This is a genomic window from Novosphingobium jiangmenense (genome assembly GCF_015694345.1).
GTDB classification, from domain to species: domain Bacteria; phylum Pseudomonadota; class Alphaproteobacteria; order Sphingomonadales; family Sphingomonadaceae; genus Novosphingobium; species Novosphingobium jiangmenense.
In genome coordinates, this window is record NZ_JADQDC010000009.1 from 1 (window position 1) to 23,048 (window position 23,048).

The 23,048-nt window shown below is 66.1% G+C and carries 20 protein-coding genes, 1 tRNA gene and 1 other RNA gene; 13 read left to right on the top strand and 9 right to left on the bottom strand.

Translation table 11 applies throughout. From position 1 onward, the window contains the following. Nucleotides 1–1,195 precede the first annotated feature (1,195 nt). The 6 genes from I2488_RS13130 (at nucleotide 1,196) to I2488_RS13155 (ending at nucleotide 5,385) form a co-directional block, all read left to right on the top strand. Nucleotides 1,196–1,606 carry a M67 family metallopeptidase gene (locus tag I2488_RS13130; RefSeq protein WP_425492402.1) on the top strand — a complete coding sequence of 137 codons (411 nt, stop codon included), beginning with the start codon at nucleotides 1,196–1,198 and terminating at the stop codon, nucleotides 1,604–1,606. 81 nt (nucleotides 1,607–1,687) lie between these two features. Then, the gene (locus tag I2488_RS13135; protein ID WP_196276273.1) at nucleotides 1,688–2,335 is read left to right on the top strand and encodes a histidine phosphotransferase family protein; all 648 of its coding nucleotides are present in this window, start codon (nucleotides 1,688–1,690) and stop codon (nucleotides 2,333–2,335) included. A gap of 10 nt (nucleotides 2,336–2,345) precedes the next feature. Beyond that, entirely contained in the window at nucleotides 2,346–3,050 is a 705-nt protein-coding gene (locus I2488_RS13140) for an N-acetylmuramoyl-L-alanine amidase (RefSeq protein WP_196276274.1), read from the top strand. A gap of 7 nt (nucleotides 3,051–3,057) precedes the next feature. Continuing rightward, an RNA gene (gene rnpB / locus I2488_RS13145) (RNase P RNA component class A) lies at nucleotides 3,058–3,467 on the top strand. A gap of 43 nt (nucleotides 3,468–3,510) precedes the next feature. Further along, nucleotides 3,511–4,452 (top strand): cation diffusion facilitator family transporter, encoded by a 942-nt coding sequence (locus I2488_RS13150; protein WP_196276275.1) that lies wholly within the window; start codon nucleotides 3,511–3,513, stop codon nucleotides 4,450–4,452. Between the two features lie 357 nt (nucleotides 4,453–4,809). Further along, nucleotides 4,810–5,385, top strand: coding sequence for a fasciclin domain-containing protein (locus I2488_RS13155; protein ID WP_196276276.1), 576 nt, complete (start codon nucleotides 4,810–4,812; stop codon nucleotides 5,383–5,385). Between the two features lie 215 nt (nucleotides 5,386–5,600). Here the strand turns inward: I2488_RS13155 and clpX are convergent, their stop codons facing one another. Next, on the bottom strand, nucleotides 5,601–6,857 hold the full coding sequence (gene clpX, locus I2488_RS13160) for an ATP-dependent Clp protease ATP-binding subunit ClpX (protein WP_196276277.1): 1,257 nt from the start codon (nucleotides 6,855–6,857) through the stop codon (nucleotides 5,601–5,603). A 150-nt stretch (nucleotides 6,858–7,007) separates the two neighbouring features. Then, nucleotides 7,008–7,700: an ATP-dependent Clp endopeptidase proteolytic subunit ClpP gene (clpP, locus tag I2488_RS13165; protein ID WP_196276447.1), complete on the bottom strand. Its 693-nt coding sequence runs from the start codon at nucleotides 7,698–7,700 to the stop codon at nucleotides 7,008–7,010. A gap of 187 nt (nucleotides 7,701–7,887) precedes the next feature. Between clpP and I2488_RS13170 the strand changes: the two genes are divergently transcribed. Continuing rightward, nucleotides 7,888–9,351 carry an amidase gene (locus I2488_RS13170; protein ID WP_196276278.1) on the top strand — a complete coding sequence of 488 codons (1,464 nt, stop codon included), beginning with the start codon at nucleotides 7,888–7,890 and terminating at the stop codon, nucleotides 9,349–9,351. Here the strand turns inward: I2488_RS13170 and I2488_RS13175 are convergent. From I2488_RS13175 to I2488_RS13185, 3 genes are all read right to left on the bottom strand, one after another. Further along, a complete protein-coding gene (locus I2488_RS13175; protein ID WP_196276279.1) occupies nucleotides 9,332–9,997 on the bottom strand; it encodes a hypothetical protein in 666 nt (221 codons plus the stop codon). The two genes, I2488_RS13170 and I2488_RS13175, sit on opposite strands and share 20 nt — an antisense overlap. Before the next feature lie 300 nt (nucleotides 9,998–10,297). After that, nucleotides 10,298–11,857 (bottom strand): trigger factor, encoded by a 1,560-nt coding sequence (gene tig / locus I2488_RS13180; protein ID WP_196276280.1) that lies wholly within the window; start codon nucleotides 11,855–11,857, stop codon nucleotides 10,298–10,300. A 69-nt stretch (nucleotides 11,858–11,926) separates the two neighbouring features. Further along, nucleotides 11,927–12,011: transfer RNA gene (locus tag I2488_RS13185), tRNA-Leu, on the bottom strand. 279 nt (nucleotides 12,012–12,290) lie between these two features. Between I2488_RS13185 and I2488_RS13190 the strand changes: the two genes are divergently transcribed. After that, nucleotides 12,291–12,473, top strand: a complete 183-nt coding sequence (locus I2488_RS13190) for a hypothetical protein (RefSeq protein ID WP_196276281.1) — start codon at nucleotides 12,291–12,293, stop codon at nucleotides 12,471–12,473. Between the two features lie 295 nt (nucleotides 12,474–12,768). Here the strand turns inward: I2488_RS13190 and sppA are convergent, their stop codons facing one another. After that, nucleotides 12,769–14,643, bottom strand: coding sequence for a signal peptide peptidase SppA (gene sppA / locus I2488_RS13195; RefSeq protein WP_196276282.1), 1,875 nt, complete (start codon nucleotides 14,641–14,643; stop codon nucleotides 12,769–12,771). 88 nt (nucleotides 14,644–14,731) lie between these two features. Here sppA and I2488_RS13200 point away from each other — a divergent pair, with 88 nt between their 5' ends. Beyond that, a complete protein-coding gene (locus I2488_RS13200; RefSeq protein ID WP_196276283.1) occupies nucleotides 14,732–15,757 on the top strand; it encodes an aspartate carbamoyltransferase catalytic subunit in 1,026 nt (341 codons plus the stop codon). Then, nucleotides 15,754–16,983, top strand: coding sequence for a dihydroorotase (locus I2488_RS13205; RefSeq protein WP_196276284.1), 1,230 nt, complete (start codon nucleotides 15,754–15,756; stop codon nucleotides 16,981–16,983). The genes I2488_RS13200 and I2488_RS13205 overlap by 4 nt, the downstream gene beginning before the upstream one ends. An 83-nt stretch (nucleotides 16,984–17,066) precedes the next feature. On the opposite strand, the gene I2488_RS13210 is transcribed toward I2488_RS13205, so the two are convergent. The 3 genes from I2488_RS13210 to I2488_RS13220 are packed head-to-tail and all read right to left on the bottom strand — an operon-like array spanning nucleotide 17,067 to nucleotide 19,637. Next, nucleotides 17,067–18,374 (bottom strand): SPOR domain-containing protein, encoded by a 1,308-nt coding sequence (locus tag I2488_RS13210; RefSeq protein ID WP_196276285.1) that lies wholly within the window; start codon nucleotides 18,372–18,374, stop codon nucleotides 17,067–17,069. After that, complete coding sequence (locus tag I2488_RS13215; protein WP_196276286.1) at nucleotides 18,374–18,898, bottom strand: hypothetical protein; 525 nt, start codon at nucleotides 18,896–18,898, stop codon at nucleotides 18,374–18,376. The genes I2488_RS13210 and I2488_RS13215 overlap by 1 nt, the downstream gene beginning before the upstream one ends. Nucleotides 18,899–18,911: 13 nt before the next feature. Beyond that, on the bottom strand, nucleotides 18,912–19,637 hold the full coding sequence (locus I2488_RS13220; RefSeq protein WP_196276287.1) for a ParA family protein: 726 nt from the start codon (nucleotides 19,635–19,637) through the stop codon (nucleotides 18,912–18,914). Nucleotides 19,638–19,906: 269 nt separating this feature from the next. Here I2488_RS13220 and I2488_RS13225 point away from each other — a divergent pair, with 269 nt between their 5' ends. The 3 genes from I2488_RS13225 to I2488_RS13235 all read left to right on the top strand — a co-directional run bounded on the left by I2488_RS13225 (nucleotide 19,907) and on the right by I2488_RS13235 (nucleotide 23,039). Continuing rightward, a complete protein-coding gene (locus tag I2488_RS13225) occupies nucleotides 19,907–21,028 on the top strand; it encodes an SPOR domain-containing protein (RefSeq protein WP_246465659.1) in 1,122 nt (373 codons plus the stop codon). A gap of 4 nt (nucleotides 21,029–21,032) precedes the next feature. Next, nucleotides 21,033–22,244 (top strand): DUF418 domain-containing protein, encoded by a 1,212-nt coding sequence (locus I2488_RS13230; protein WP_196276288.1) that lies wholly within the window; start codon nucleotides 21,033–21,035, stop codon nucleotides 22,242–22,244. A gap of 111 nt (nucleotides 22,245–22,355) precedes the next feature. Further along, complete coding sequence (locus tag I2488_RS13235) at nucleotides 22,356–23,039, top strand: L,D-transpeptidase family protein (RefSeq protein ID WP_196276289.1); 684 nt, start codon at nucleotides 22,356–22,358, stop codon at nucleotides 23,037–23,039. Nucleotides 23,040–23,048 lie beyond the last annotated feature (9 nt).

Genomic DNA, 23,048 nt, shown 5'->3' on the forward strand with positions numbered 1-23,048 from the left:
GCGCAAGCAGAAGCTCGTTCTTCTCAGCTTCGCTCAGCACATGAAGCGGGGGTGGGGCCATCCCAAGGGTGAATCAAACTCCGAGTCACCGCGCAACCATTTTCTGCCAACCTCGTGAGCAGTTACGATTTTGCCAACACTTAGATAACCCGAACAAAACTAAGCCAACGGAGGAAGGCAGGGCGGTCACCTTTCATTGGAGGGTTACGCAAGATCTGGAAAGCACCGAGCGAGCTTGGTTGAATTCGCATCGTATCACAGAAGGACGTTTGCCGATCTTAAACGTCCACGACTCACCAGTCTCGTATTAACTAGCGAAGGCAAGGTCCGAATAATACTGGTTCATGCATCCCATGCTTGCTAATGCTCTGCTCCCGGCGCATTAACATGAGCAAGCCATGCTTTGCTCAAGACGAGATTGAGCACCGACATCTTGACAAAATGAACCATATAGGTTATACGCCCCACCCACAGGTCAGGAGAGGGCAAAAGGCCATCCCGCTCCTCTCCCTTCGGACGCTGATGCCCAGAGTCGTTTTGGTCCAAAGGCTTCCGGCGCGATCGGTGCGGCAGGTACTCGCGGGTTCAATGCGGGGCGTTAAGCCCAGGACCCACCGGGCAATCCCTGCCGTTACCCAAGGACAGACAGGACACCCCAGGGCTGATAGCACGGCGCCGAACCCTGAGCGACGCTGCGGATGCGGAACCCGCCATGATTGTGCGACTTGTCAGCACAAACGACAGGTTCTTTTCACGCAGCCGCTTGCCAGAAGCCAAGGCAGCCCGCGAGCCGCTGCCACAGCTTCGTCCTCTCGCATATGTCCGCCCTCAGGCTGAGCCGACAAGGGGCCCGGAACCGCCCCCCGGCCACTCGCAACCGGTCCCGCGCCCTCCCCGCGCGTGCCCAACGGCACCCGCACCGGTCGCGCGATCTGTGCTTTCCCACCGGCGTTACCGTCCGCATTCGCCAGCGGATGAGCCTTCATATCACGTGTCCCGCTCATCCTGAGCTTGTCGAAGGATGCCCACCCCCAACCCCTCCCGCTTGCGGGAGGGGAGACAAGCGCAGCGTCTTGCCCTCCCGCAAGCGGGAGGGCCGCGAGACTTACTGAACGCAGTGAAGTTAGTCGCAGCGGGGTGGGCAACAAGCGCAACCCTGCTTGCAACCCCAGCCCGCGCGCGCCACAGCAGGCACATGGCGTTCGAGATAGCCGACACCGCGATGGCGGCCATGACGGAAGCAGCGCAGGCTGCCTTGCCGCATGAGGCTTGCGGCCTGCTGCTCGGCACCGGCACAACCGTCGAACTCGCCCTGCCCGCCGCCAACGTCGCCGCCGACCCGGCGCACCATTTCGAGATCGCCCCGGCCACCCTGATCGCTGCTCACAAGACAGCTCGTAGCGGTGGGCGGGAGATCATCGGCTACTACCACTCCCATCCCAACGGCCTCGCGCGCCCCTCCGCCACCGATGCCGCCAGCGCCGCACACGATGGCAAGGCCTGGGTCATCCTTGCCCCGGTCAGCGACGGATCGTGGGCAATTACGTGTTGGCACGATGGCCCGATGGGGTTCGAAGCGCTTTCCTATGCGGTCGTGGCTGGCTAAGGCTATAAAGGCGTTAACACCTTTGCCTGCACCAGGACTCTCGCGCAGACCCACCGTTCCAAGAAGGCCCCCCATCTGAACATGACAGCCCCTGCTTCCGCGCTCGATCTCGCCAGCCTGCTCTGCTCGCGCCTTTGCCACGATATGTTGAGCCCGGTGGGCGCGCTTTCCAATGGTCTCGAACTCCTTGCCGAGGAGAAGGACCCCGAGATGCGCCAGCGCTGCTTCGAACTGCTCGAGCAGAGCGCCAAGGCCTCGGCCGACAAGCTCAAGTTCTTCCGCCTCGCCTTCGGTGCCGCCGGTGGCTTCGGCGATCAGGTGCCGGTGAACGAGGCGCGCGCGCTGATCGATGCGCTGGCCGGCAGCAACGGCCGCGTTGCGGTGAACTGGATGTTCGGCGTCGATGCGCTGGCCAAACCTGCGGTCAAGACGCTGCTCAACCTCGCGCTGATCGGCCTCGATGCGCTGGTGCGCGGCGGCACGCTCGATATCGGCGCGGAAGTCCACGGGCAGGCCATCGAGATCGTCGTGCGCGCCGCAGGCCAGCGCGTCGCATTCGACCCGGCGGTGGGCAAGGCCCTAGAAGGCATGCTTCCCGCCAGCGAACTGTCGAGCAAGACCGCGCCCGCCGCGATGGTCCAGCAACTCGCTGCGGCGGTCGGCGGCGGCGTGCAGGTCCACGTCACGGCGGAAAGCCTCGTCATGGGCGCGGTGCTGCCGGTCGCCTGAGGGCTGCATGATGCGCCGCTGGCTCGTCCACCGCGAAGTGCCCTCGCCCAACTGGAACGAGCGCAAGCTGCCGGTGACGATGGTCGTGCTGCACTACACCGGCATGGAGAGCGCGCAGGCCGCGCTTGACCGGCTGTGCGATCCGGCGGCTGAAGTCTCGGCGCATTACATGATCGACGAGGACGGCACCGTCACCGGCCTCGTCGACGAGGACAAGCGGGCGTGGCACGCGGGCCGCTCAAGCTGGCGCGGCATCACCGATGTCAATTCGGCCAGCGTCGGGATCGAACTGGTCAATCCCGGCCACGAGTTCGGCTACCGCCCCTTCCCCGACGCCCAGATCGAGGCGCTGCTGCCGCTGCTCGCCGACATCGTCAAGCGCCACAACATTCCCCGCGCCAACGTCGTCGGCCATTCCGATGTCGCCCCGGCGCGCAAGGAGGACCCCGGCGAGCTGTTTCCGTGGGAATTGCTCGCCCGCCACCGCCTCTGCCTGCCCACGCCCAAGCTCTCGATGCGCCTGCTCTATGACAACGAAGCGGCGTTCTTCCTCGCCCTCGAACGCTTCGGCTATGACATCTCCGATCAGGAAGCCGCCGTCCGCGCCTTCCAGCGCCGCTGGCGCCCGCAGCGGATTGATGGGCAAGTCGATGGCCAGATCGGCGCATTGCTCTTCGAACTCCTGTTGGAACGCGATCTGGGTCATGCTAGGTGACCGCTCGCCAGGGGGCCGGGCAGCCGCGTGATCGCAAGATCCCGAGGAAAGTCCGGGCTCCACGAAACAAGGGTGGCGGGTAACGCCCGCCGGGCCGAAGGCGCAAGCTGACGGTCAAGGGAAAGTGCCACAGAGAGCAGACCGCTAGTCCGCAAGGACGAGTAAGGGTGAAAGGGTGCGGCAAGAGCGCACCGCGCGACCGGCAACGGAAGCGGCACGGCAAACCCCACCCGGAGCAAGATCGAATAGGGACTGCGCGCTCTTTTTGAGCAGGCCGGTTTCGGGCCAGCAGTCCGGGTTGATTGCTTGAGCGTTCCGGCAACGGTCCGCCTAGAGGAATGGCTGCCAGCGGCGATACGGTCCACTTGTGGGATACCGTCGGCGCTACAGAACCCGGCTTACAGGCCCCCTGGCGCTTCGATGGTTTCCTACATGCGCATAAGGCGTTAGGAGAGGCTCCATGTCCGGCGGCCACCACCATCCTCATCACGACCATGACCACCATGGGCACGGTCACAGCCACGCCCCCGCCAGCTTCGGTCGCGCCTTTGCCGTCGGCATCACGCTGAACCTCGGCTTCGTGGTGGTCGAGGCGGTCTACGGCTTCATCGCCGGCTCAATGGCGCTGGTCGCCGATGCCGGCCACAACCTCTCGGACGTCCTCGGCCTCGTCATCGCCTGGATCGCCAGCGTACTGGCAGCAAAGCCACCCTCGGCGCGCTTCACCTATGGCTTCAAGTCCAGCTCGATCCTCGCCGCGCTGGGCAATGCCGCCTTCCTGCTGGTGGCGCTCGGCGCGATCCTGGTCGAGACGATCCGCCGCCTGATCGAGCCGGAGCCGGTCGCCGGAGGTCCGGTCATGGCCGTGGCTGCGGTCGGCATCGTCATCAACACCGTCACCGCGCTGATGTTCATGCGCGGGCGCAAGCACGACATCAACATCCGCGGCGCCTACCTGCACATGGCTGCGGACGCTGCGGTTTCGGCAGGCGTCGTTGTCGCGGGCCTGCTGATCACGCTCACCGGCGCGCAATGGATCGATCCCGTCACCAGCCTTGCCATCGTCGGCATCATCGCCGTCGGCACCTGGGGCCTGCTCAAGGATTCGCTGCGCATGGGCCTGCACGCGGTGCCGCCGGGGATCGACGAGCAGAAGGTCCGCCACTTCCTCAATTCGCTCAATGGCGTCGAGGCCGTGCACGACCTGCACATCTGGCCGATGAGCACCACCGAGACCGCGCTGACCGCGCACCTCGTCATGCCGGGCGGCCATCCCGGCGACAACTTCCTGCACCAGCTGGCGCACGAGCTTGAACACGATTTCGGCATCGGCCACGCCACCGTGCAGGTCGAGACGATCGACGGCCACGAATGCGCGCTGCTGCACGACCACGTGATCTGACCGGGCAGACCCTGACCAAGCGGGCATAGGCCCCAAGGGACATGTCGCGGTCAGGCGCATTCGGGTCCATCTCTGGCGGCGGAGACGTTCCGACCGGGGCAGAACTACCCCTCCGTCCCGGTTCCTCCCCTTGATGCCCGGCTACTCGTTCCCTTCGGCCGGGATCGCATTCTCAAAAGGCGCGCTGCCCCACGCAGCGCGCCTTCTTTTTGCCATTTATCTTTCTTGATCAATCACATGCACCATCGGCCATGTGGTTTGCCGCAGCGCCAACACCACCTTGGATCGCGGAGGGGCGGGCCGGCAGCCTGAAGTCATGCGCCGGACACAGCCATGTTTCGAACAAGGAGTTAGAAGATGAGCCCCAAGTTCCTGATCGCGGCCCTCGCCGCCACGGCCGCCACCGCCGCGCCGGTATTCGTGACGCCCGCTTTCGCCAACCACCATGAAGAGACCAAGATGGTCGGCGGCGCGGCGATGTACCCATCCAAGACCATCGTCGAGAACGCGGTGAACTCGGCCGATCACACCACGCTGGTTGCCGCGGTCAAGGCCGCCGGTCTGGTCGACACACTGAACGGCACCGGTCCGTTCACCGTCTTCGCGCCGACCAACGCCGCCTTCGCCAAGCTTCCTGCCGGCACCGTCGACACGCTGCTCAAGCCCGAGAACAAGGCCACGCTGACCAAGATCCTCACCTACCACGTCGTCCCCGGCAAGGTGACCGCGGCGGAGCTCGTCGCCAAGATCAAAGCTGATGGTGGCAAGACCGAACTGACCACCGTCTCCGGCGGCAAGCTCACCGCCTCGCTGATGGGCGACACCGTCATGCTCACCGACGAGAAGGGCGGCATGGCCCACGTGACGCAGGCCGACGTCATGCAGAAGAACGGCGTGATCCACGTGACCGACGCAGTCTCGCTGCCGAACTGATCGGGCCTGACACCCGCCAGAAAACTTCGTCATTGCGAGGAGACGCAGTCGACGAAGCAATCCAGAGCGTCATTGCAAACCGCTCTGGATTGCTTCGCTTCGCTTCACTCGCAATGACGAAGTCTGGTCCATGAGCTCTGGTGAGAAATCGCCAAAAGAAAAGGGCGGGTGCCTCTCGGTACCCGCCCTTTCTTGTGTTCAGTTGAAGCCGGCGATCAGGCCGCCTCTTCCTTGCCCTTGTGGACGCGGATCGGCTCCTTGCGGCCTTCGACGACGTCCTTGTCGACCACGACCTCGGCAATGTCGGTCTCGGTCGGCACGTCGAACATGGTGTCGAGCAGCAGGCCTTCGACGATCGAGCGCAGCCCGCGCGCGCCGGTCTTGCGTTCGATGGCCTTCTTGGCGATCGCTTCGAGAGCGTCGTCGGTGAAGGTCAGCGTCACGTCTTCCAGCTCGAACAGCTTGGCATACTGCTTGATCAGCGCGTTCTTCGGCTCCTTGAGGATCTTGACCAGCGCCTCGATGTCGAGGTCGTTCAGGGTCGCGATCACCGGGAGGCGGCCGACGAATTCGGGGATCAGGCCGAACTTGAGGAGATCCTCAGGCTCGGACTTCTGCAGCAGTTCGCCGACGCGGCGCTTTTCCGGATCGGCAACGTGCGCGCCGAAGCCGATCGAGCGCTTCTGCAGGCGGTCGGCAATGATCTTGTCGAGCCCTGCGAAGGCGCCGCCACAGATGAACAGGATGTTCGTGGTATCGACCTGCAGGAATTCCTGCTGCGGATGCTTGCGCCCGCCCTGCGGCGGCACGGAGGCCGTGGTGCCTTCCATCAGCTTGAGCAGCGCCTGCTGCACGCCCTCGCCCGAAACGTCGCGCGTGATCGAGGGATTCTCGGCCTTGCGGCTGATCTTGTCGATCTCGTCGATGTAGACGATGCCGTGCTGCGCCTTCTCGACGTTGTAGTCGGAAGCCTGGAGCAGCTTGAGGATGATGTTCTCGACGTCCTCGCCGACGTAACCGGCTTCGGTCAGCGTGGTGGCATCGGCCATGGTGAACGGCACGTCGAAGGTCTTGGCGAGCGTCTGCGCCAGCAGCGTCTTGCCCGAACCGGTCGGGCCGACGAGCAGGATGTTCGACTTCGAGAGTTCGACATCGCCGCCCTTGCCGCTGTGCTTGAGGCGCTTGTAGTGGTTGTGCACGGCGACCGAGAGCACGCGCTTGGCGCGGTCCTGCCCGATCACGTAGTCGTTCAGAGTCTCGAAGATGTCGCGCGGGGTGGGTACGCCGCCATCCTTCTTGCCGGCGATGCCGGCCTTGGTCTCTTCACGGATGATGTCGTTGCACAGTTCGACGCATTCATCGCAGATGAACACGGTCGGCCCGGCGATGAGCTTGCGCACTTCGTGCTGCGATTTGCCGCAGAAGCTGCAGTAGAGGGTGCTCTTGGTATCCGATCCGGAAAGCTTGGTCATTCGTCCATCCCAGGCGCCTCTCCACGAGAGGCGGGCCCGATCATCCTACTACCGCAAGGGCATTAATCAACCGGACTCGATTACAGTTACGCATTCCTAGGGGGCAAAGCCTTTCGCTGCGCTTAAGGCCCTGCCCCTCAGGGGTATTCCTTATGCGGGCGCGCCGCCCGAACCTTCTTCGCCGCCCACCGAGTCGGTCGCCGGGCGCGACTCGAAGACCTTGTCGACGAGGCCGAAGTTCTTCGCTTCCTCGGCTTCGAGGAAGGTATCGCGGTCCATCGCCTTCTCGATCTCGTCGAGCGAGCGACCGGTGAACTTGACGTAGAGGTCGTTCATGCGCTTGCGGATGCGCAGGATCTCGCGCGCCTGGATCTCGATGTCCGAGGCCATGCCGCGTGCGCCGCCCGAAGGCTGGTGGACCATGATGCGCGCATTCGGCAGCGCGATGCGCATGCCCGGCTCACCGGCGGCGAGCAGGAACGAGCCCATCGAGGCAGCCTGGCCGATGCACACCGTCGACACGCGGGGGCGGATGTACTGCATGGTGTCGTAGATCGCGAGACCCGCCGTCACCACGCCGCCCGGCGAGTTGATGTACATCGAGATGTCCTTCGAGGGATTTTCCGACTCGAGGAACAGCAACTGGGCGATGATCACCGAGGCCATGTGGTCCTCGACTTCGCCGGTCACGAAAATGATGCGTTCGCGCAGCAGGCGCGAATAGATGTCGAAGCTGCGTTCGCCGCGGCTCGATTGTTCGACCACGACCGGGATCAGCGCGCCGGTGACGGGATCGGTGGTGAATTTTCCTTGCGCACTCGATGCGCCGAACAGGTCGAGCATGGAAATCCTCATATGGTTAGGCTTCGCTATGTCGCGTGCCACGGCGCGATGTTCAAGGGCGTTAAGGCCGAATCCGGGGATTTGCGGGGGGAATTCCTGCCCGAAGGTGTCGGGCACACCTAGGCGCTTGCATGTAAAGGTAGGGTTGAGCAGCATCGCGGCACAGGTTCGGCATGAGGATAGCCCGATGAAATTGCAGGTTCTTGCCCTCGCCCTGGCGGCGACGGCGCTCACCCCGTCGGCACAGGCGCAGAGCGTGGCAGACTATCTCGCCCGGATCGCGGCGCTGGATGACGCAGGGCCGCAACTCAACGCAGTGCTGGCGATCAACCCCGATGCCGCGAAGGACGAAGCCGCAGCCAAGGCGATCAAGGGCCCGCTCTCGGGCAAGGCCGTGCTGATCAAGGACAACATCGAGATGGCGGGGCCACTGCCGACGACAGCGGGAAGCCTCGCGCTGAGGGACAACGTCACCGGCCGCGATGCCCCGCTGGTCAGGCGCTTGCGCAAGGCGGGCGTCGTGATCCTCGGCAAGACCAACCTTTCCGAATGGGCCAACATCCGCTCGTCCTCCTCGTCCAGCGGCTGGAGCGCGGTGGGCGGGCAGACAAGGAACCCCCACGCCATCGACCGGACACCGTGCGGCTCGTCCTCGGGCAGCGGCTCGGCCATCGCCGCAGGCCTTGCCTGGGCAGCGATCGGCACCGAGACCGACGGGTCGATCACCTGCCCCGCCTCGGTCAACGGCATCGTCGGGTTCAAGCCGACCGTCGGCATGGTCAGCCGCACCCACGTCGTGCCGATCAGCCACAGTCAGGACACCGCAGGCCCGATGACCCGCAGCGTGGCAGACGCCGCCCTGCTGATGAATGCGCTCGCCGGAACCGACCCGGCCGACGCGGCCACCACCGAGGCCGACAAGCGCAAGGCCGATTTCACCGCGGGCCTTGCCACCGCCAGCCTCAAGGGCCTGCGCATCGGCGTGCTGCGCAAGCAGGCGGGCAACCACCCTGCCCTGCTCGCCCTGTTCGACAAGGCGCTGGCCGACATGAAGGCGGCGGGTGCCGAACTGGTCGAGATCCAGTACGAGCCCTCGCCCGAGATGGGCCGCGACGAATTCACCGTGCTGCTTTACGAACTGCGCGAGGACATGGGCGCGTACCTCCGCTCGCTCCCCGCCAAGGTCGGCCCAAGGTCGCTGGCCGACCTCATCGCCTTCAACAAGGCCCACCCCGAAGAGCTGCGCTGGTTCGGGCAGGACGTGTTCGAACAGGCCGAGGCGACGACCGACCAGATCGGCTACACCGCCGCGCGCGCCAATTCGCTGAAGCTGGCGGGTGCGGAAGGCATCGACAAGCTGATGCGCGACAACACCGTCAGCTTTCTCGTCGCGCCGACCGAAGGCCCGGCCTGGCCGATCGACCTCGTGCTCGGCGATCACTTCGTCGGCGTCGGCGCGGGCAATCTCGCAGCCATCGCGGGCTATCCGCACCTTTCGGTGCCCATGGGCGCGGTGGAAGGCCTGCCGATCGGCCTGTCGATCATCGGCGCCAAGTGGGACGACAAGCGCGTGCTCGAAGCAGGCGCAGCCTACGAACGCGCCCGGACCACGCCGGTGCCGGTGCCCTCGTTCAAGCGCTGGGGGGAGTAGGTCCCGCCTGCAACGCCTCGAGCGCTTCCAGCTGTGATTGCAGGGCGCGCTGGCGGGCGCTGGCCCGGGCCAGTTGCGTGCGGTCCCTCGCTGACGCGGCTCTCGCCCTGCGCCAAGAAGCGAGGCTGCGGAACCATTGCGCGATCGTTTCGAGAAGGCCGCTGCCGCGCGGGTGGGTGAGGGAGTGCGAGCGCGGCAGCGGGGCAGATTCGGCCATATCCGGGGAGGCAGTGGCCGAAAGCGGTGCGGGGACAAGGGGCCGAAGTTCAGGGGCGGGTTCCGGTTCCAGCGCCAGAGCGCGGTCGAGCAGATCAATGGTGGTCATGGCGGCTGGCGGCTCCGTGGAGGGCGGCGGAACGGCCGGAGCCGCGGACTTCCTGGGCGAGGCCCTTGCCGGAGCCTTGGCCTTCTTGGGCGCAGTCTTGCGAGCGGTTGTCGGGCGGCGCTTGGCGCTCTTCCCCTTGGCGACCTTGCGGGGCTTCTTCGGTGCGGCCGGCTTGGGCGCTTCCGGCCAGGGCACGCTGGCGATCACCGCGCCGCGCGGGGCCGGCAGGATCAGGTGATCGGGAAAAGCCGGCGGATTGGCCTGCCGCAGCAGGAACGACGGGTCCTTGCGCGCAAGGACAGGCGACGGCGCGCGAGGCAATTTGCCCTTGGTGGAAGCACGAGGCGGACGCGGACGCGAGGCAACACGATTGCGGACGGTGTGCATGGCAGTTCCCCCTGACGAGGTTCCTTGCCGATGGATGCTGACACAATGCGACTCGGGCGCGAACGGGAAACGGATCGGAATCCGAGCGACCGCCGGATTTCCCAAGAAACTACGCATTCAAGCGGCGCGCGACTACGTAGCGAAGGCCCGGAAACGGCAACGGCCCGGCGAGCCAAAGCGCGCCGGGCCGTCCGAAATCCGGCTCTTGCGAACCGGATCAGTCCGAAATGGAGATCAGCCTTCGGCCTTCTTCTTCGGCGCAGCCTTCTTCTTGGGAGCAGGCGCTTCCTCAGCGGCTTCGGCAGCAGGCGCTTCCTCGGCAGCCTTCTTCTTGGGAGCGGCCTTCTTCTTCGGCGCTTCCTCGGCGGCAGGAGCAGCGGCTTCCTCGGCGGGAGCTTCTTCCTTGGCAGCCTTCTTCTTGGCCGGAGCCTTCTTGGCGGCCTTGGCCGGAGCGGCGGCAGCGCCTTCCTCGGCTTCGATCGCGGCCTGCAGCTCTTCCTTGGTCACTTCGCGCTCGGTGACTTCGGCCTTGTCGAACAGGAAGTCGACGACCTTGTCCTCATAGAGCGGTGCGCGCAGCTGGGCGGCGGCGAGCGGTTCCGAACGCACGTAGTCGACGAAGCGCTGGCGATCCTGCTCGCGGTACTGCTGGGCAGCCTGACGGATCAGCATTTCCATTTCCTGAGCGGAGACGGTCACGCCATTTGCCTGGCCGATTTCCGACAGGAGCAGGCCGAGGCGCACGCGGCGTTCGGCGATCTTGCGGTAGTCGTCCTTCTCGGCTTCAATTTCCTTGAGAGCCTCTTCCGGGTTCTCTTCGTTCTGGGCTTCCTGCTGAAGCTGGGCCCAGATCTGCTCGAACTCGGCATCGACCATTGAAGGCGGCACGGCGAAGTCGTGGCCGGCGGCGAGCTGATCGAGCAGCGCGCGCTTCATCTGGGTGCGGGTCAGGCCGGCAGTTTCCTGCTCGAGCTGGCCGCGCAGCAGGGTCTTGAGCTGCTCGAGGCTTTCGAGGCCGAGCATCTTGGCGAATTCGTCGTTGGCTTCAAATTCACCAGGGTTCTTCACCGCCTTGACCTTGATGTCGAAGGTGGCTTCCTTGCCCTTGAGGTTTTCGGCGGGGTAGTCTTCAGGGAAGGTCACGGTGATGACGGTTTCGTCGCCGACCTTCACGCCGACAAGCTGCTCCTCGAAGCCGGGGATGAAGCGGCCAGCGCCGAGTTCCAGCGGAGTGTCTTCAGCCGCGCCGCCTTCGAAGGCAACGCCATCGACCTTGCCGAGGAAGTCGATCACGATCTGGTCGCCGTCCTTGGCCTTCGCACCCTTCTTGGCGTCGGTGAAGGATTTCTGGCCAGCGCCGATGCGGGCGACGGCTTCGTCGACCTCGGCTTCGGTGACGGGAACGGTCAGCTTCTCGAGCTTCAGGCCTTCAAGCGAAGGCGCTTCGATCTGGGGCAGGACTTCCAGCTCGACGGTGAGCTCGGCGTCCTTGCCTTCGTCATAACCTTCGCCGAGCGAGACGGCGGGCTGCATCGCGGGGCGCAGCTTGTTGTCGGCAACCAGCTTGTCCATCGCTTCGCGGATGGTGGTCTGCAGGGCTTCCTGGTGAAGCTGGGCACCGTGCATCTTGCGCACGAGGTTGGCGGGCACCTTGCCGGGGCGGAAGCCGGGCATGCGCACCTGCGGCGCGATCTTCTTGACCTCACCTTCGACCCGGGCGGCGATGTCGGCCGCGGGGATGGTGACGGTGTAGGCGCGCTTCAGGCCCTCGTTGGTGGTTTCGACGATCTGCATCCTGATCCAACTTTCATGTATGTCACGCGCTTGCGCGGGAAAAGCTGACTCGGACGCCGGCGCGCGGACTGGTGCGGGCGAAGGGACTCGAACCCCCACATCTTGCGATGGCAGGACCTAAACCTGCTGCGTCTACCAGTTCCGCCACGCCCGCATCCGGCGAAAAGCGAGCGGTGCCCCTATCGCAGTGGCTTGAAAAGGGCAAGCGCCTTGGATTTGGGGCGGGGAATGACCCGCTTCTTACCCCCCTCCCCGGCGGGGAGGGGTTGGGGGTGGGGGTCCCACACCCGCGTGAATGCCCCACATCAACCGCAGAGCACCCCTCCCCAACCCTCCCCTCAAGGGGAGGGAGAATGCGTGCGCTTCGCCGCGGAACCTGCTATCCTCGCGGCGAGTTGGGGAAGAAAGCGCAAGCCTTCAAAGGAGCCGCACGATGGCCACGACCCCCGATTCTCCGCAGCCCGACCGAATCGAGCCGCAATCCCCGCCAGAAAGCCCGCCGGTGATCGAACCGGACGGTGTGCCACCGGTCATCCAGCCTGACGAGACGCCGGTGGTGGAGCCCGATCACGTGCAGCCGGGCGCGCCGCAGGAAGTGCCTGCGCCGCCGGATTGAGGCGACAGGAGATCGATTGAACACATCGTCATGCTGAACTTGTTTCAGCATCCATCCCTCAACAACCCCGGACCGCGCAGGGGGAGAAATGGACCCTGAAACGAGTTCAGGGTGACTCACATATCGAAGCGCGGATTTAAAGATTGAACCACAAGATCGCGCCACCCACGATGATGAGTACGGCAATAAACTCTGTGGATTTCAGACGGCGCCCTATCACCCGGTCATACCATTTGTCGCCGTAACCGAGTGGTTCGAAGGTCATCGTCAATCCCCAAATCCATGAGCATTGCATTTAGGTAAAAAGCCGCCCCAACAAGGCAAGGACGCCAATACTTTCTGATGCTCGGCGATCGGCATGACCGGCATCGTCCCCCGCACACTCCACACAATAAGCCTTGATCCCGCCGCCTTCCATCAGGCGCAGCACGTTGGCCTGCATCCTCGCCATCAGGCCCTGCTGTTGCGCCGCGAGCGCTCCGGCGAGGTCATGCGCCCGCGCCTCAGGCGCTTGCCCGGTTTCCATCTGGCGGAGGAGTTGGGCGAAGGGGCTGGGTTCGTCTTCGACGTATTCGGCGTGGAAGGTTTCGGCCTTGGCCTGTTTGGCGACCCACGCCACTGCATGGTCGAGGCCACCGAACTGGTCGACGAGGCCCAATTGGCGCGCCGTGCCGCCGTCCCAAATGCGGCCTTGGGCGATCTTGTCGATGTCGGCCGGGGACTTGCCGCGCGCCTTGGCGACGAGGCCGAGGAAGCGGCCGTAGGTCTGTTCGACCTGGCCTTGCAGCAGCGCTTCGACTTGCGGGCTGAGGCCGCCCAGCAGGTCCGGCTGGCCCGAGAGCGGCGTGGTGCGGATCGAATCGGTGGTGACGCCGTATTGCGGCAGCGTCTGTTCGAGCGTGGGCAGGACGGCGAAGACGCCGATCGAGCCGGTGATCGTGCTCGGCTCGGCAAAGATGCGCTGGGCGGGCGTGGAGACCCAGTAACCGCCGCTGGCGGCAAGGCTGCCCATCGAGACGGCGACCGGCAGGCCCTTGGCCTTCACGCGCTCCACCGCCGCCCGGATGCGTTCCGAGGCCATGACCGAGCCGCCCGGCGAATCGACGCGCAGGACGAGCCCTGCGTAATCGTCGCTCTGCGTCACGCCGTCGATCAGATCGGCAATGCGATCGCCGCCAGCAGTGCCGGGGCCGGCATCGCCATCGACAATCTCGCCCGCGACGGTGACCACTGCCACCGCCTTGCCCTGCTTGGGCGCGGGCTTGTCTGCCAGATAGACCGGGAGTTCGGTGGCCTTGAAGCCGCCGAGGCCCGCTTCATCATCGGCGCCGACGATCTGGGCGACGCGCTGGCCGAACGCCACGCGGTCACCGATCTTGTCGACGAGGCCAGACTTGAGCGCGGCCTGCGCGGCGTCGTTGCCGTTGTCCTTGACCCATTTGGCGGGATCGGTGGTGGCAAGCGTGAGGTCGGCCTTGGGGCGGGCCTTCTTCACCTCGTCCTGCCAGTTCTGCCACAGCGTGCCATAGACCGCCTGCATCGCCTCGCGCGCCTCGGGCGACATATCGGCGCGGATGTAGGGTTCGACCGCGCTCTTGTAGGTGCCGACCTTGAAGACGTGAACGTTGGCTTTCAGCTTGTCGATCAGGCCCTTGTAGAACAGCAGCGTGCCGCCGGGGCCGCTGATGGCGACGCCGCCCATCGGATCGACCCAGGCTTCGGACGAATGCGCGGCAAGCTGCATCGCATCGTCGGTGTAGATCAGCGCGCGGACCAGCACGGGCTTCTTGGCCGCACGCACCTTGTCCATCGCCGCGCCGATCTGGCTGAGGTGGACGGCCGAGCCACCGCCGAAGGCTTCGAGATCGAGCACGACCGCCTTGATGCGCTTGTCGTCCGCCGCAGCGGCGATGGCGCGAGACACATCGCGCGCGGTGTATTCCGGATCGGGCGTTTGGCCCGAGAGCAACTGCGTGGGCGAAACCTCGCTCGCTTCCTCGACCACGCGGCCTTCCAGCGGCAGGTAAAGCGCGCCTTCGCGGACCATGCCCGGCGCGGGGCGCAGGGTGAGGACCATGTAGAGTCCTGCGAAGAACAGGAGCAGGAACAGGAGGACGAGACCGTCCTTGATGGCGACGAGGATCTTCCAGACCGATTTGGCAAAGCTCATGGGAGCCAAGACTATTGTGGACGGGCGCGCTTTGCCAGCGGGAAACGGCTTGAGCATGGCGCACCTGCCCTCTAGGGAACTGGCTTTAATGCAAAGCTCATCAACACCCCAAGCGGGCCGCTATCCAGCGGGCGGCCTCGCCTACCCGCACCGTGACCTGACCGGCATCGGCCAGCTTGCGCGCCACGAGATCCTCTACCTCCTCGACGAGGCGGAGCAGTGGGTGGAGCTGAACCGGCAGCCGAAGAAGAAGACCGATCTGCTCAATGGTCTCACGATCATCAACGCCTTCTTCGAGAACTCGACACGCACGCTGCTGAGCTTCGAGATTGCGGGCAAGCGGCTGGGCGCGGACGTCGTCAACATGCATGCCGCCACCAGCAGCGTGAAGAAGGGCGAGACGCTGATCGACACGGCGATGACGCTGAACGCCATGCGCGCCGATGCCATCGTGATCCGCCATGCCAGCTCGGGCGCGGTGCGACTGATCGCCGAGAAGGTCGATTGCCCGGTGCTCAACGCGGGCGACGGGCAGCATGAGCATCCGACGCAGGCGCTCTTGGATGCGCTTACCATGCGGCATGCGCTGGGGCTGCCGGTGGGGTCAGACCTCAACGGGCTGAAAGTGACGATCTGCGGAGACATCCTGCACAGCCGCGTGGCGCGCTCGAACATCCTCAGCCTGACCGCGCTGGGCGCCGAGGTGCGGGTCTGCGCGCCGCCCGCGCTGATGCCTACCGAGATCGAGGCGATGGGCGTGACGCCGTTCCATGATTTCGACGCGGCGCTGAAGGGCGCGAACATCGTGATGATGCTGCGCCTGCAGCAGGAGCGCATGTCCGGGCAATTCATCCCCTCCCCGCGCGAATACCGCCACCTCTACGGGTTGACGCCGGAGCGGCTGGCCAAGGCCGAGCCTGACGCCTTCGTGATGCACCCGGGGCCGATGAACCGGGGCATCGAGATCGATTCGACCGTGGCCGACCATCCGACCCGGAGCCTGATCACGCGACAGGTGGAAATGGGCGTGGCGATCCGCATGGCCTGCCTTGAAGTGCTGACCCGCAGGGCGCGCGGCGTTCCGGGTTGGGAAGCTGAGGGAGTTCCGGCATGATCGCGCGGCCTCTGACGATTACCGGCGGTATGCTGGTTCTGGGCTCTGGCGAGCCGGTTGCGGGTGGCTTGCGCTGCGAGGGTGGCCGGATCGTCGCTGTCGGCGATGCGACGCCGCAGGATGGCGACGAAGTTTTTGACGCGGGCGGCAAGCTGATCGCGCCGGGTCTGGTCGATCTCGGCGTCTTCGCCATCGACAAGCCTGCGTTCCACTTCGGCGGGATCACCCGCGCGGCGCTGATGCCCGATCAGGGGCCGCCGCTCGACCACCCCGCGCGGGTGCGTTTTGCCGCGCAGTCGGGCAAGCCGGACATGTGGGTCCACCCGCTGGCAGCGGCGACGCGCGGGCTTGAAGGCAGCGAACTGGCCGAACTCGCCCTGATGCGCGATGCCGGGGCCAAGGCCGTGGCGACCGGGCGCGGCTGGATTGCCGACTCTGGCGTGATGCTGCGGCTGCTGCGCTATTGCGCGATGCTCGGGCTGGTCGTGGTGACCCATGCCGAGGATGCCGGGATCACCGGCAGTGCGGTGGCGACGGCGGGCGACGTGGCAACGCGCCTCGGCCTGCCGAGCGCGCCAGCGGAGGCCGAGGCGCTGGCAGTGGCGCGCGACATTGCGCTCGCCGAGCTATCCGGCGCGCATGTGCATTTCCGGCAGGTGACGACGGCCCGCGCGCTCGATCTGGTGCGCGCAGCCAAGGCCCGCGGGGTCAAGGTGACGGCGGGGGTTACGCCTGCGCACTTCATCCTTTCGGACCTTGAACTCGTCGGCTTCCGCACCTTCTGCCGGATGTCGCCGCCGCTGCGGCAGGACGCCGACCGCAAGGCCGTGATCGCGGCAATCGGCGATGGCACGATCGACGTGATCTCGTCAGGCCACGATCCGCGCGGGCCGGAGGACAAGCGCCTGCCATTCGCCGATGCCGAACCGGGCATGGCCGGGGCGGAGACGCTGCTGCCGCTGACATTGACGCTGGTACGCGATGGCGTGATCGGCATGGCTCGCGCCTTCGAACTGCTTGCCGCCAATCCGGCACGGCTGCTGGGCGTTGAGGCCGGACGCCTAGAAATCGGCGCCGAGGCGGACGTCGCCATCGTCGACCCCGCGCGTCCGTGGATCGTCAATTCCGACAAGATGGCCGCGGCCGCTGGCAACACTCCGTTCGACCGGCGTCCGGTGGAAGGCCGCGTGGCCGCGCTGTTCAAGGGCGGCGCGCGGATCGACTGATACGGGAAGGGCGCGGAACCCTTCGGTCCCGCGCCCCTGCCCGCTTGTGAATGGGCCCGCTCTCACACGGTAACCGCTGAAGGTCAGCGCTTGGCCATGCGGCTCTCGGTCGGGCGCTGCTGGCCAGGCTGCGCCGGAGCGGCGCCGCGCATCACCAGGCACACGCCGCCGCGCGCCTTGACCGAGCCGCACATCGAGCTGGCCGAGGCATAGCCGCCAAAGCCCGCCGCCTGCACGCGCCAGAACTGCTTGCCATTGACGGTGACTTGCGTGGTCACGTTGGTGAAGCCCTTGAGGTCCGGATTGCGCGCGGTGTAGTGGCGCCAGGCGCGACGGGCGCCCTCGGGCGTCGAGAACGAGCCGAGCTGGACGAGATGCGTTCCGGCCTTGGCAGGCGCCGCCACCGGCTTTGCCGCAGGCGCTGCCTTGCGTGCCGGTGCGGCAGCGGGGCGAACGTAGGGCTGCGAGGCGGGTACGTCGATCAGGGCAAGCTGGGTCTGCTGCGACTGCGACGAGGAATCCGCGAGCGAGGGTGACGGTGCAGCCGGCTCGGTTGCAGGCAGTTCCTTCACTGCGGCTTCGGCGAGAGCCGGAGCGGCGGCAGGTTCCGCCCGCGTCGCTGCTTCGGCTGCCAGCTGTTCGGTGGCAGGGAAATTCGCCAGCGCCAGCGCCTGCGGCTGGCCATTGTCACCGCGCAGCGGCACGCCGAGGAGGTTCGCCACGCGGTCGCGGGTGCGCTCCGAATAGCCCATCATCGCCCACTGCTCCATGCGCTCGCCAAGCTGGTCGGCGGGCACGTCCTGCGCGGCCATGGTGCGCGCCTCGCGCCACTGACCGGCAAGGGCATAGGCCAGCGCGAGGTTCTGGCGGACCTTCGGGGTATTCTCGCCATTGCGCAGCGCCTGCGACAGGATCTGCGCGCCCTGCTGCGGCTGCCCGGCCAGAGCGAGGGCAAGGCCGTAATCGGCGGCGGCGAGGCTGTCGCGATAGGAATTGAGCGTGTCGACCGCTTCGGCATGACGGCCAAGCGCGATGTCGGCCAGGGCCAGGCTGAGCGCGGTGCGGCTCGAATCCTCACCAAGCTCCATCGATTCGTCATAGGCCTGACGGGCGGATTCGAAGCGACCGGCCTTGAGGTAGGCATTGCCCAGCAGGACGCGGTAAGCGGCGTTGCGCGGATCGGCGAGGACCGCCTTCTCGGCATTGTCGATCGCGGCGGTCGTGGTGCCCTTGGCCAGCGCGGTCTGGGCCGAGGAGGCGTACTTGTCGGGATGGGCCCCGCCGGTGGTGCAACCGGTCAGCACGCCAGCGGCAAGCGCGGTCGAGATCGCGAGGCGGGCGGCGCGGTTGGGAGCGAATGCGGTGATCATGTCCATGGTCCCCTCAGGCATCAGTTGCGCGTGATGGCGCGGCGGGCGATGTCCTCAAGCCCGGGAAGGTCGGCGAGAAAGCGGTCGAGCGCCTCGGTCACCAGTTCCTGAGCGCTGCGATCCTCGAGGGTGCAGGCAAGGCGCAGGCGGACGTGGCGGTAGTTGTCGAGGCGCAAGGTGAAAGCGGCCTTGCGCCCCTCCTGCAATGCGGAACGGACCGGCTTTCCGGCCTTCACGCGGTTGCGCGCGATCTTGACCGAGGCTGCGGAAGCAAACTCGCCGGGCTGCGCGGGCTTTTCGAAGGCGGCGACCTTTTCGGCCAGGGCCTCGATCTGCTGGACGACGACCGGCTGTTCGACGGGCGCATTAACCGCCGCTGCGGCGACGTCCTCGCCAAGGTCGTTCCAGCCGAGGTCGTCCTGGGTGAGGAAGCGGCTCTGCTCTTCGTAGCTGATCGCCAGTTGCGGGCGCATCGCCGGACGGGCGGCGCCCTTGCGGGCAAGCAGGCTCGGCGAGAGCGAGGCGAGAGGCTTGGACGCGCTCATCGGCAGCGCCTCCTCAGGAACCGACGACGCGGCGGCCGAAGCCACCCATCGGGCGCGGCGCCCCGGCCATCGGCACCGCTGCAGCCTGCTGCGGCACGGCAAAGACGGTGCGGCGGAAGTTCTTTTCGAGGCGCTCGGAGATATAGGTCCACAGCGCGGCGACTTCGGCGGCAGACTTGCCGCCCGGATCGCATTCCATGACGGTGCGGCCATCGATCATCGAGGCCGCGAAATCGGTGCGGTGGTGCAGCGTTACCGGCGCGACCGTGCCATGCTGCGACAGGGCCACGGCGGCTTCCGAAGTGATGCGCGCCTTGGGGGTGGCGGCGTTGACGACGAAGATCAGCGGCTTGCCGGCGCGGTCACACAGGTCGACCGTGGCACCGACGGCGCGCAGGTCGTGCGGGCTCGGACGCGTCGGCACGACGATCAGTTCGGCTACAGAGATCACCGACTGGATCGCCATGGTGATGGCCGGCGGCGTATCGATGACGGCGAGCTTGAAGCCCTGCTGGCGCAGGATGGCGAGGTCCGAGGCAAGGCGGGCGACGGTGGTCTGGGCAAAGGCGGGGAATTCGGCCTCGCGCTCGTTCCACCAGTCGGACAGCGAGCCTTGCGGGTCGATGTCGATCAGCACGACGGGGCCGGCGCCTGCGCGCTGGGCCTGGACGGCGAGGTGCCCGGACAACGTGGTCTTGCCCGATCCGCCCTTCTGCGATGCCAATGCCAGTACGCGCAAAGCCCAATTCCCCCGAAATGCACAAACTCTCGCGGTCCGGATTCGCAGATCGGGCTGAAATTTCGGTTAACGCCGGTTCAATTTTGCCGACGGGCGCACAAGCGCAGGTATCGTCGAAGGCACAGGCAACGGCGGTTTGCAGCCAAGATCGGTCGCTAAGACTTCGCTAACGCCTCGTTGACTATAAGGCCGGCAACGGCGGACTGCGGGTTGCAGGATCGATCACCACGCACGCGTCACGCAATTTACCGAAACGGACTTGGGCAAGCATGAGACACTTCCAGCGCACAGCGACGGCAGCGATCCCGGTGATGGCGGCGGCAATCCTCATGGCAACGCCTGCGCTGGCCGACACCAAGGCCGGGGTGGATGCATGGTCTCGCGGGGAGTTCGACGCGGCCGTCAAGGAATGGCTCGGCCCGGCAGCCAAGGGCGATGCCGATGCGCAGTTCAACATCGGCCAGGCCTACAAGCTCGGCAAGGGCGCGCCGCAAGACCTGAAGCGCGCCGAGGCGTGGTATCGCAAGGCGGCAGAACAGGGTCACATCAAGGCATCCGACACGCTTGGTCTGCTGCTGTTTCAGGACAACCGCAAGGCCGAAGCTGCGCCCTTCCTGCAGGCTTCGGCCGAGCGCGGCGAGCCGCGCGCGATGTACATCCTCGGCATCGCGCACTTCAACGGCGATACCGTGGGCAAGGACTGGGTCCGCGCCTATGCGCTGACCAGCCGGGCGGCGGCGAGCGGTCTGGAGCAGGCGACGCGCGCGCTTACCATGATGGACAACATGATCCCGCTGGAACAGCGCCAGCTTGGCGTGTCACTGGCGGCGGATCTTGAGCAGAAGGCTCAGGCCAAGCGGTCGGAGCAGTTCGCGGCGGCCGATCTGGGTGCCAAGCCCTTGCCGACTGCGCCGGTTCGCCCCAGCACAACCACGGGCTCGCTGGAAAAGGCCGAAGTGCCGCCCTCGGTGATCACCGCCGGGGCAGATTTTGCCAATCCAGTGACAATGCCCGCGCCCAAGCGGGTAGTCGGCAGCAACGCGCCTGTCGCCAAGCCGGTGGTGAAGGCGCCATCGGGTGCCGTGCATGTGGCGGAAGCTCCGGCAGCAAAGCCAATCGTGACCAAGGAGCCAAAAGCTGCGCCCCCTCCCCCAAAGGCCCAAGGCAATTGGCGCATTCAGCTGGGCGCATTCGGCGTCAAGGCCAATGCCGACGGGCTGTGGAGCAAGGTCAAGGGACGGCCAGAACTTGCGGGCCATGGCCGGATCGACCTGCCTTCCGGAGCAGTCACGCGATTGCTGGCAGGGGGCTTTGCGGGTCAGGCCGAGGCCGACAAGGCTTGCGGCGCGCTCAAGGCTGGCGGCTTCACTTGCCTGGTGGTAAAGCCCTGATGGCTTGGCCGAGGATGTTCCCCCTACCCGCATAGACGCGATCGATTTCCTGCGCGGCGTTGCCGTGCTGGGCATACTGGCGATCAACGTCACCGGGTTCTGGGGGCCTTCGCTGGCCACCTTCTCCCCAGCGATCCCCCGCGCAGAGCCTGCCGCCTACGGCTGGTTCGCGTTTGCTTTCGTGGTGTTCGAGGGCAAGATGCGGGCGCTGTTCAGCATGCTGTTCGGGGCCAGCATGGTGCTGTTCGCGCAGGCCGCAGAGCGCAAGGGGTTTGACCCGGACACGGCGCAGATCCGGCGGCTGCTGTGGCTCGCGCTGTTCGGCTACCTCCACTTCGCGCTGCTGTGGTGGGGCGACATCCTGTTTCTCTATGCGCTGTGCGGGTTGGCGGCGCTGCTGCTGCGAAGGCTGGAGCCGCGCCAGCTGGTGCTGATCGCCCTGCCCTTCTACGTGCTGGTCCATGTGATCGAAGCGCTGCTGGCCCTGCCCGGCGTACTGGCCGAACAGGCGGTTCTGGCCGGCACCGCTCCGCAGGCTGACGTGGCAGAACAGGCCGCGATGATGGGCCGGATTGCCGCCTCGGTCGCAAACGACCTTGCGGTGCTGAACGCCGGGTTCTTCGACGCGATCTGGCTGAAGCTGTCGAATGCCCCGTTGCAGCCACTAACCACCACGCTTTCGACCTTTACCGAGACGGTGCCGCTGATGCTGCTGGGCATGGCGATGGTGCGCGGCGGGTTCTTCACGGGATGGCCGCGTGGCCGATTGGTGGGGCTGGCGGTGGGCGGGATCATGCTTGGCGGCGTGCCGACCCTGTTGGCGGCGCAATGGTTGCAGGGCCATGGCTGGCCACCGCGAGCGATGTTCATGGCGATCGAGGATGGCATGGCCTTGCCCCACCTGCTGATGGCGCTCGGCTATGCCGCTCTGCTGGTGCTGGTCTTTCCGGCGGTGCAGCGGTTGCGGATCGGCAGGGCGCTGGCAGCAGCGGGGCGTTGCGCGTTCAGCAACTACCTCGGCACGACAGTCCTGATGACGGCGCTGTTCTCCGGCTGGGGACTGGGCCTCGGAGACGAACTGCCGCGCGTCTGGCTTCCGGCCTTCGTGCTGCTCGGCTGGGTGGCGATGCTCATCTGGCCGCGGTGGTGGCTGCGACGCTACGGGCAAGGGCCGTTGGAGCGGCTGTGGCGACAGCTGGCACTGCCCGCGCGTTAACTACGCTTGATAACCTGCCAGACGCCCGCCGTCCCGCGCCGGGACGCGGTTGGATCGGGACTCGCAAGCACACGCGTTAATGCCTATTCCTTAACGGGAAAGGAGTTGGCGATGGCCTCGCAATCGGGTTGGTGGACGAAGCGCTGGGTGCGGATGCCGCTGGGCGTGCTCGCCACGGGCGCTGCCTCGCTGCTCGCCTTCCACGCCGGGCAGGACATCGCGCAAGTCGCCTTCGGCAACGGCACGGCAGAAGCCGCGCCTGCGATGGTGCCCAGCCCCAAGCCCGCTCCGGCTGTGGCGCAGAAGCCGATCGAAGGGCCGTTCGTGGTCAAGTCGATCCTGCCGATCAACGAGCCGATCAAGTTCGGCAAGTTCTATTGGGACGAGGCCCGCGCGCCCACAGCGGGCAAGCTGGTGGTGACGGTGGACCTCACCGCGCGGGTGATCTCGGTGTTCCGCGATGGCCACGAGATCGGCGCGGCGGCGATCCTCAAGGGCTATGGCGAAAAGCCGACGCCGACCGGCGTGTTTCCGATCACCGAGAAGGACGCCGACCACGTTTCCAATATCTACGACGCGCCGATGCCGTGGATGATGCGGCTGACCAACGACGGCGTCTCGATCCACGGCAGCAAGGTGGAAAAGGGCTATGCCACCAATGGCTGCATCGGCGTGCCCGATGCCTTTGCCGAAAAGCTGTTCCGCATCGCCTCGCTCGGCGACAAGGTCATCGTCACCGATGGCAAGACGATGCAGGTGGGCGACCCGATCCTGTCGGGCGAGCACGCGGGCTGAACCACAAGT

Coding starts and splice junctions, on each gene's coding strand:
- sppA (WP_196276282.1), bottom strand. CDS start 14,643: ATGAGCTTTGCCAAATCGGTCTGGAAGATCCTCGTCGCCATCAAGGAC.
- I2488_RS13215 (WP_196276286.1), bottom strand. CDS start 18,898: ATGAGCGCGTCCAAGCCTCTCGCCTCGCTCTCGCCGAGCCTGCTTGCC.
- I2488_RS13205 (WP_196276284.1), top strand. CDS start 15,754: ATGATCGCGCGGCCTCTGACGATTACCGGCGGTATGCTGGTTCTGGGC.
- I2488_RS13225 (WP_246465659.1), top strand. CDS start 19,907: ATGAGACACTTCCAGCGCACAGCGACGGCAGCGATCCCGGTGATGGCG.
- I2488_RS13130 (WP_425492402.1), top strand. CDS start 1,196: ATGGCGTTCGAGATAGCCGACACCGCGATGGCGGCCATGACGGAAGCA.
- I2488_RS13190 (WP_196276281.1), top strand. CDS start 12,291: ATGGCCACGACCCCCGATTCTCCGCAGCCCGACCGAATCGAGCCGCAA.
- I2488_RS13235 (WP_196276289.1), top strand. CDS start 22,356: ATGGCCTCGCAATCGGGTTGGTGGACGAAGCGCTGGGTGCGGATGCCG.
- I2488_RS13140 (WP_196276274.1), top strand. CDS start 2,346: ATGCGCCGCTGGCTCGTCCACCGCGAAGTGCCCTCGCCCAACTGGAAC.
- I2488_RS13135 (WP_196276273.1), top strand. CDS start 1,688: ATGACAGCCCCTGCTTCCGCGCTCGATCTCGCCAGCCTGCTCTGCTCG.
- clpX (WP_196276277.1), bottom strand. CDS start 6,857: ATGACCAAGCTTTCCGGATCGGATACCAAGAGCACCCTCTACTGCAGC.
- I2488_RS13150 (WP_196276275.1), top strand. CDS start 3,511: ATGTCCGGCGGCCACCACCATCCTCATCACGACCATGACCACCATGGG.
- I2488_RS13155 (WP_196276276.1), top strand. CDS start 4,810: ATGAGCCCCAAGTTCCTGATCGCGGCCCTCGCCGCCACGGCCGCCACC.
- I2488_RS13200 (WP_196276283.1), top strand. CDS start 14,732: ATGCAAAGCTCATCAACACCCCAAGCGGGCCGCTATCCAGCGGGCGGC.
- I2488_RS13210 (WP_196276285.1), bottom strand. CDS start 18,374: ATGCCTGAGGGGACCATGGACATGATCACCGCATTCGCTCCCAACCGC.
- I2488_RS13170 (WP_196276278.1), top strand. CDS start 7,888: ATGAAATTGCAGGTTCTTGCCCTCGCCCTGGCGGCGACGGCGCTCACC.
- clpP (WP_196276447.1), bottom strand. CDS start 7,700: ATGCTCGACCTGTTCGGCGCATCGAGTGCGCAAGGAAAATTCACCACC.
- tig (WP_196276280.1), bottom strand. CDS start 11,857: ATGCAGATCGTCGAAACCACCAACGAGGGCCTGAAGCGCGCCTACACC.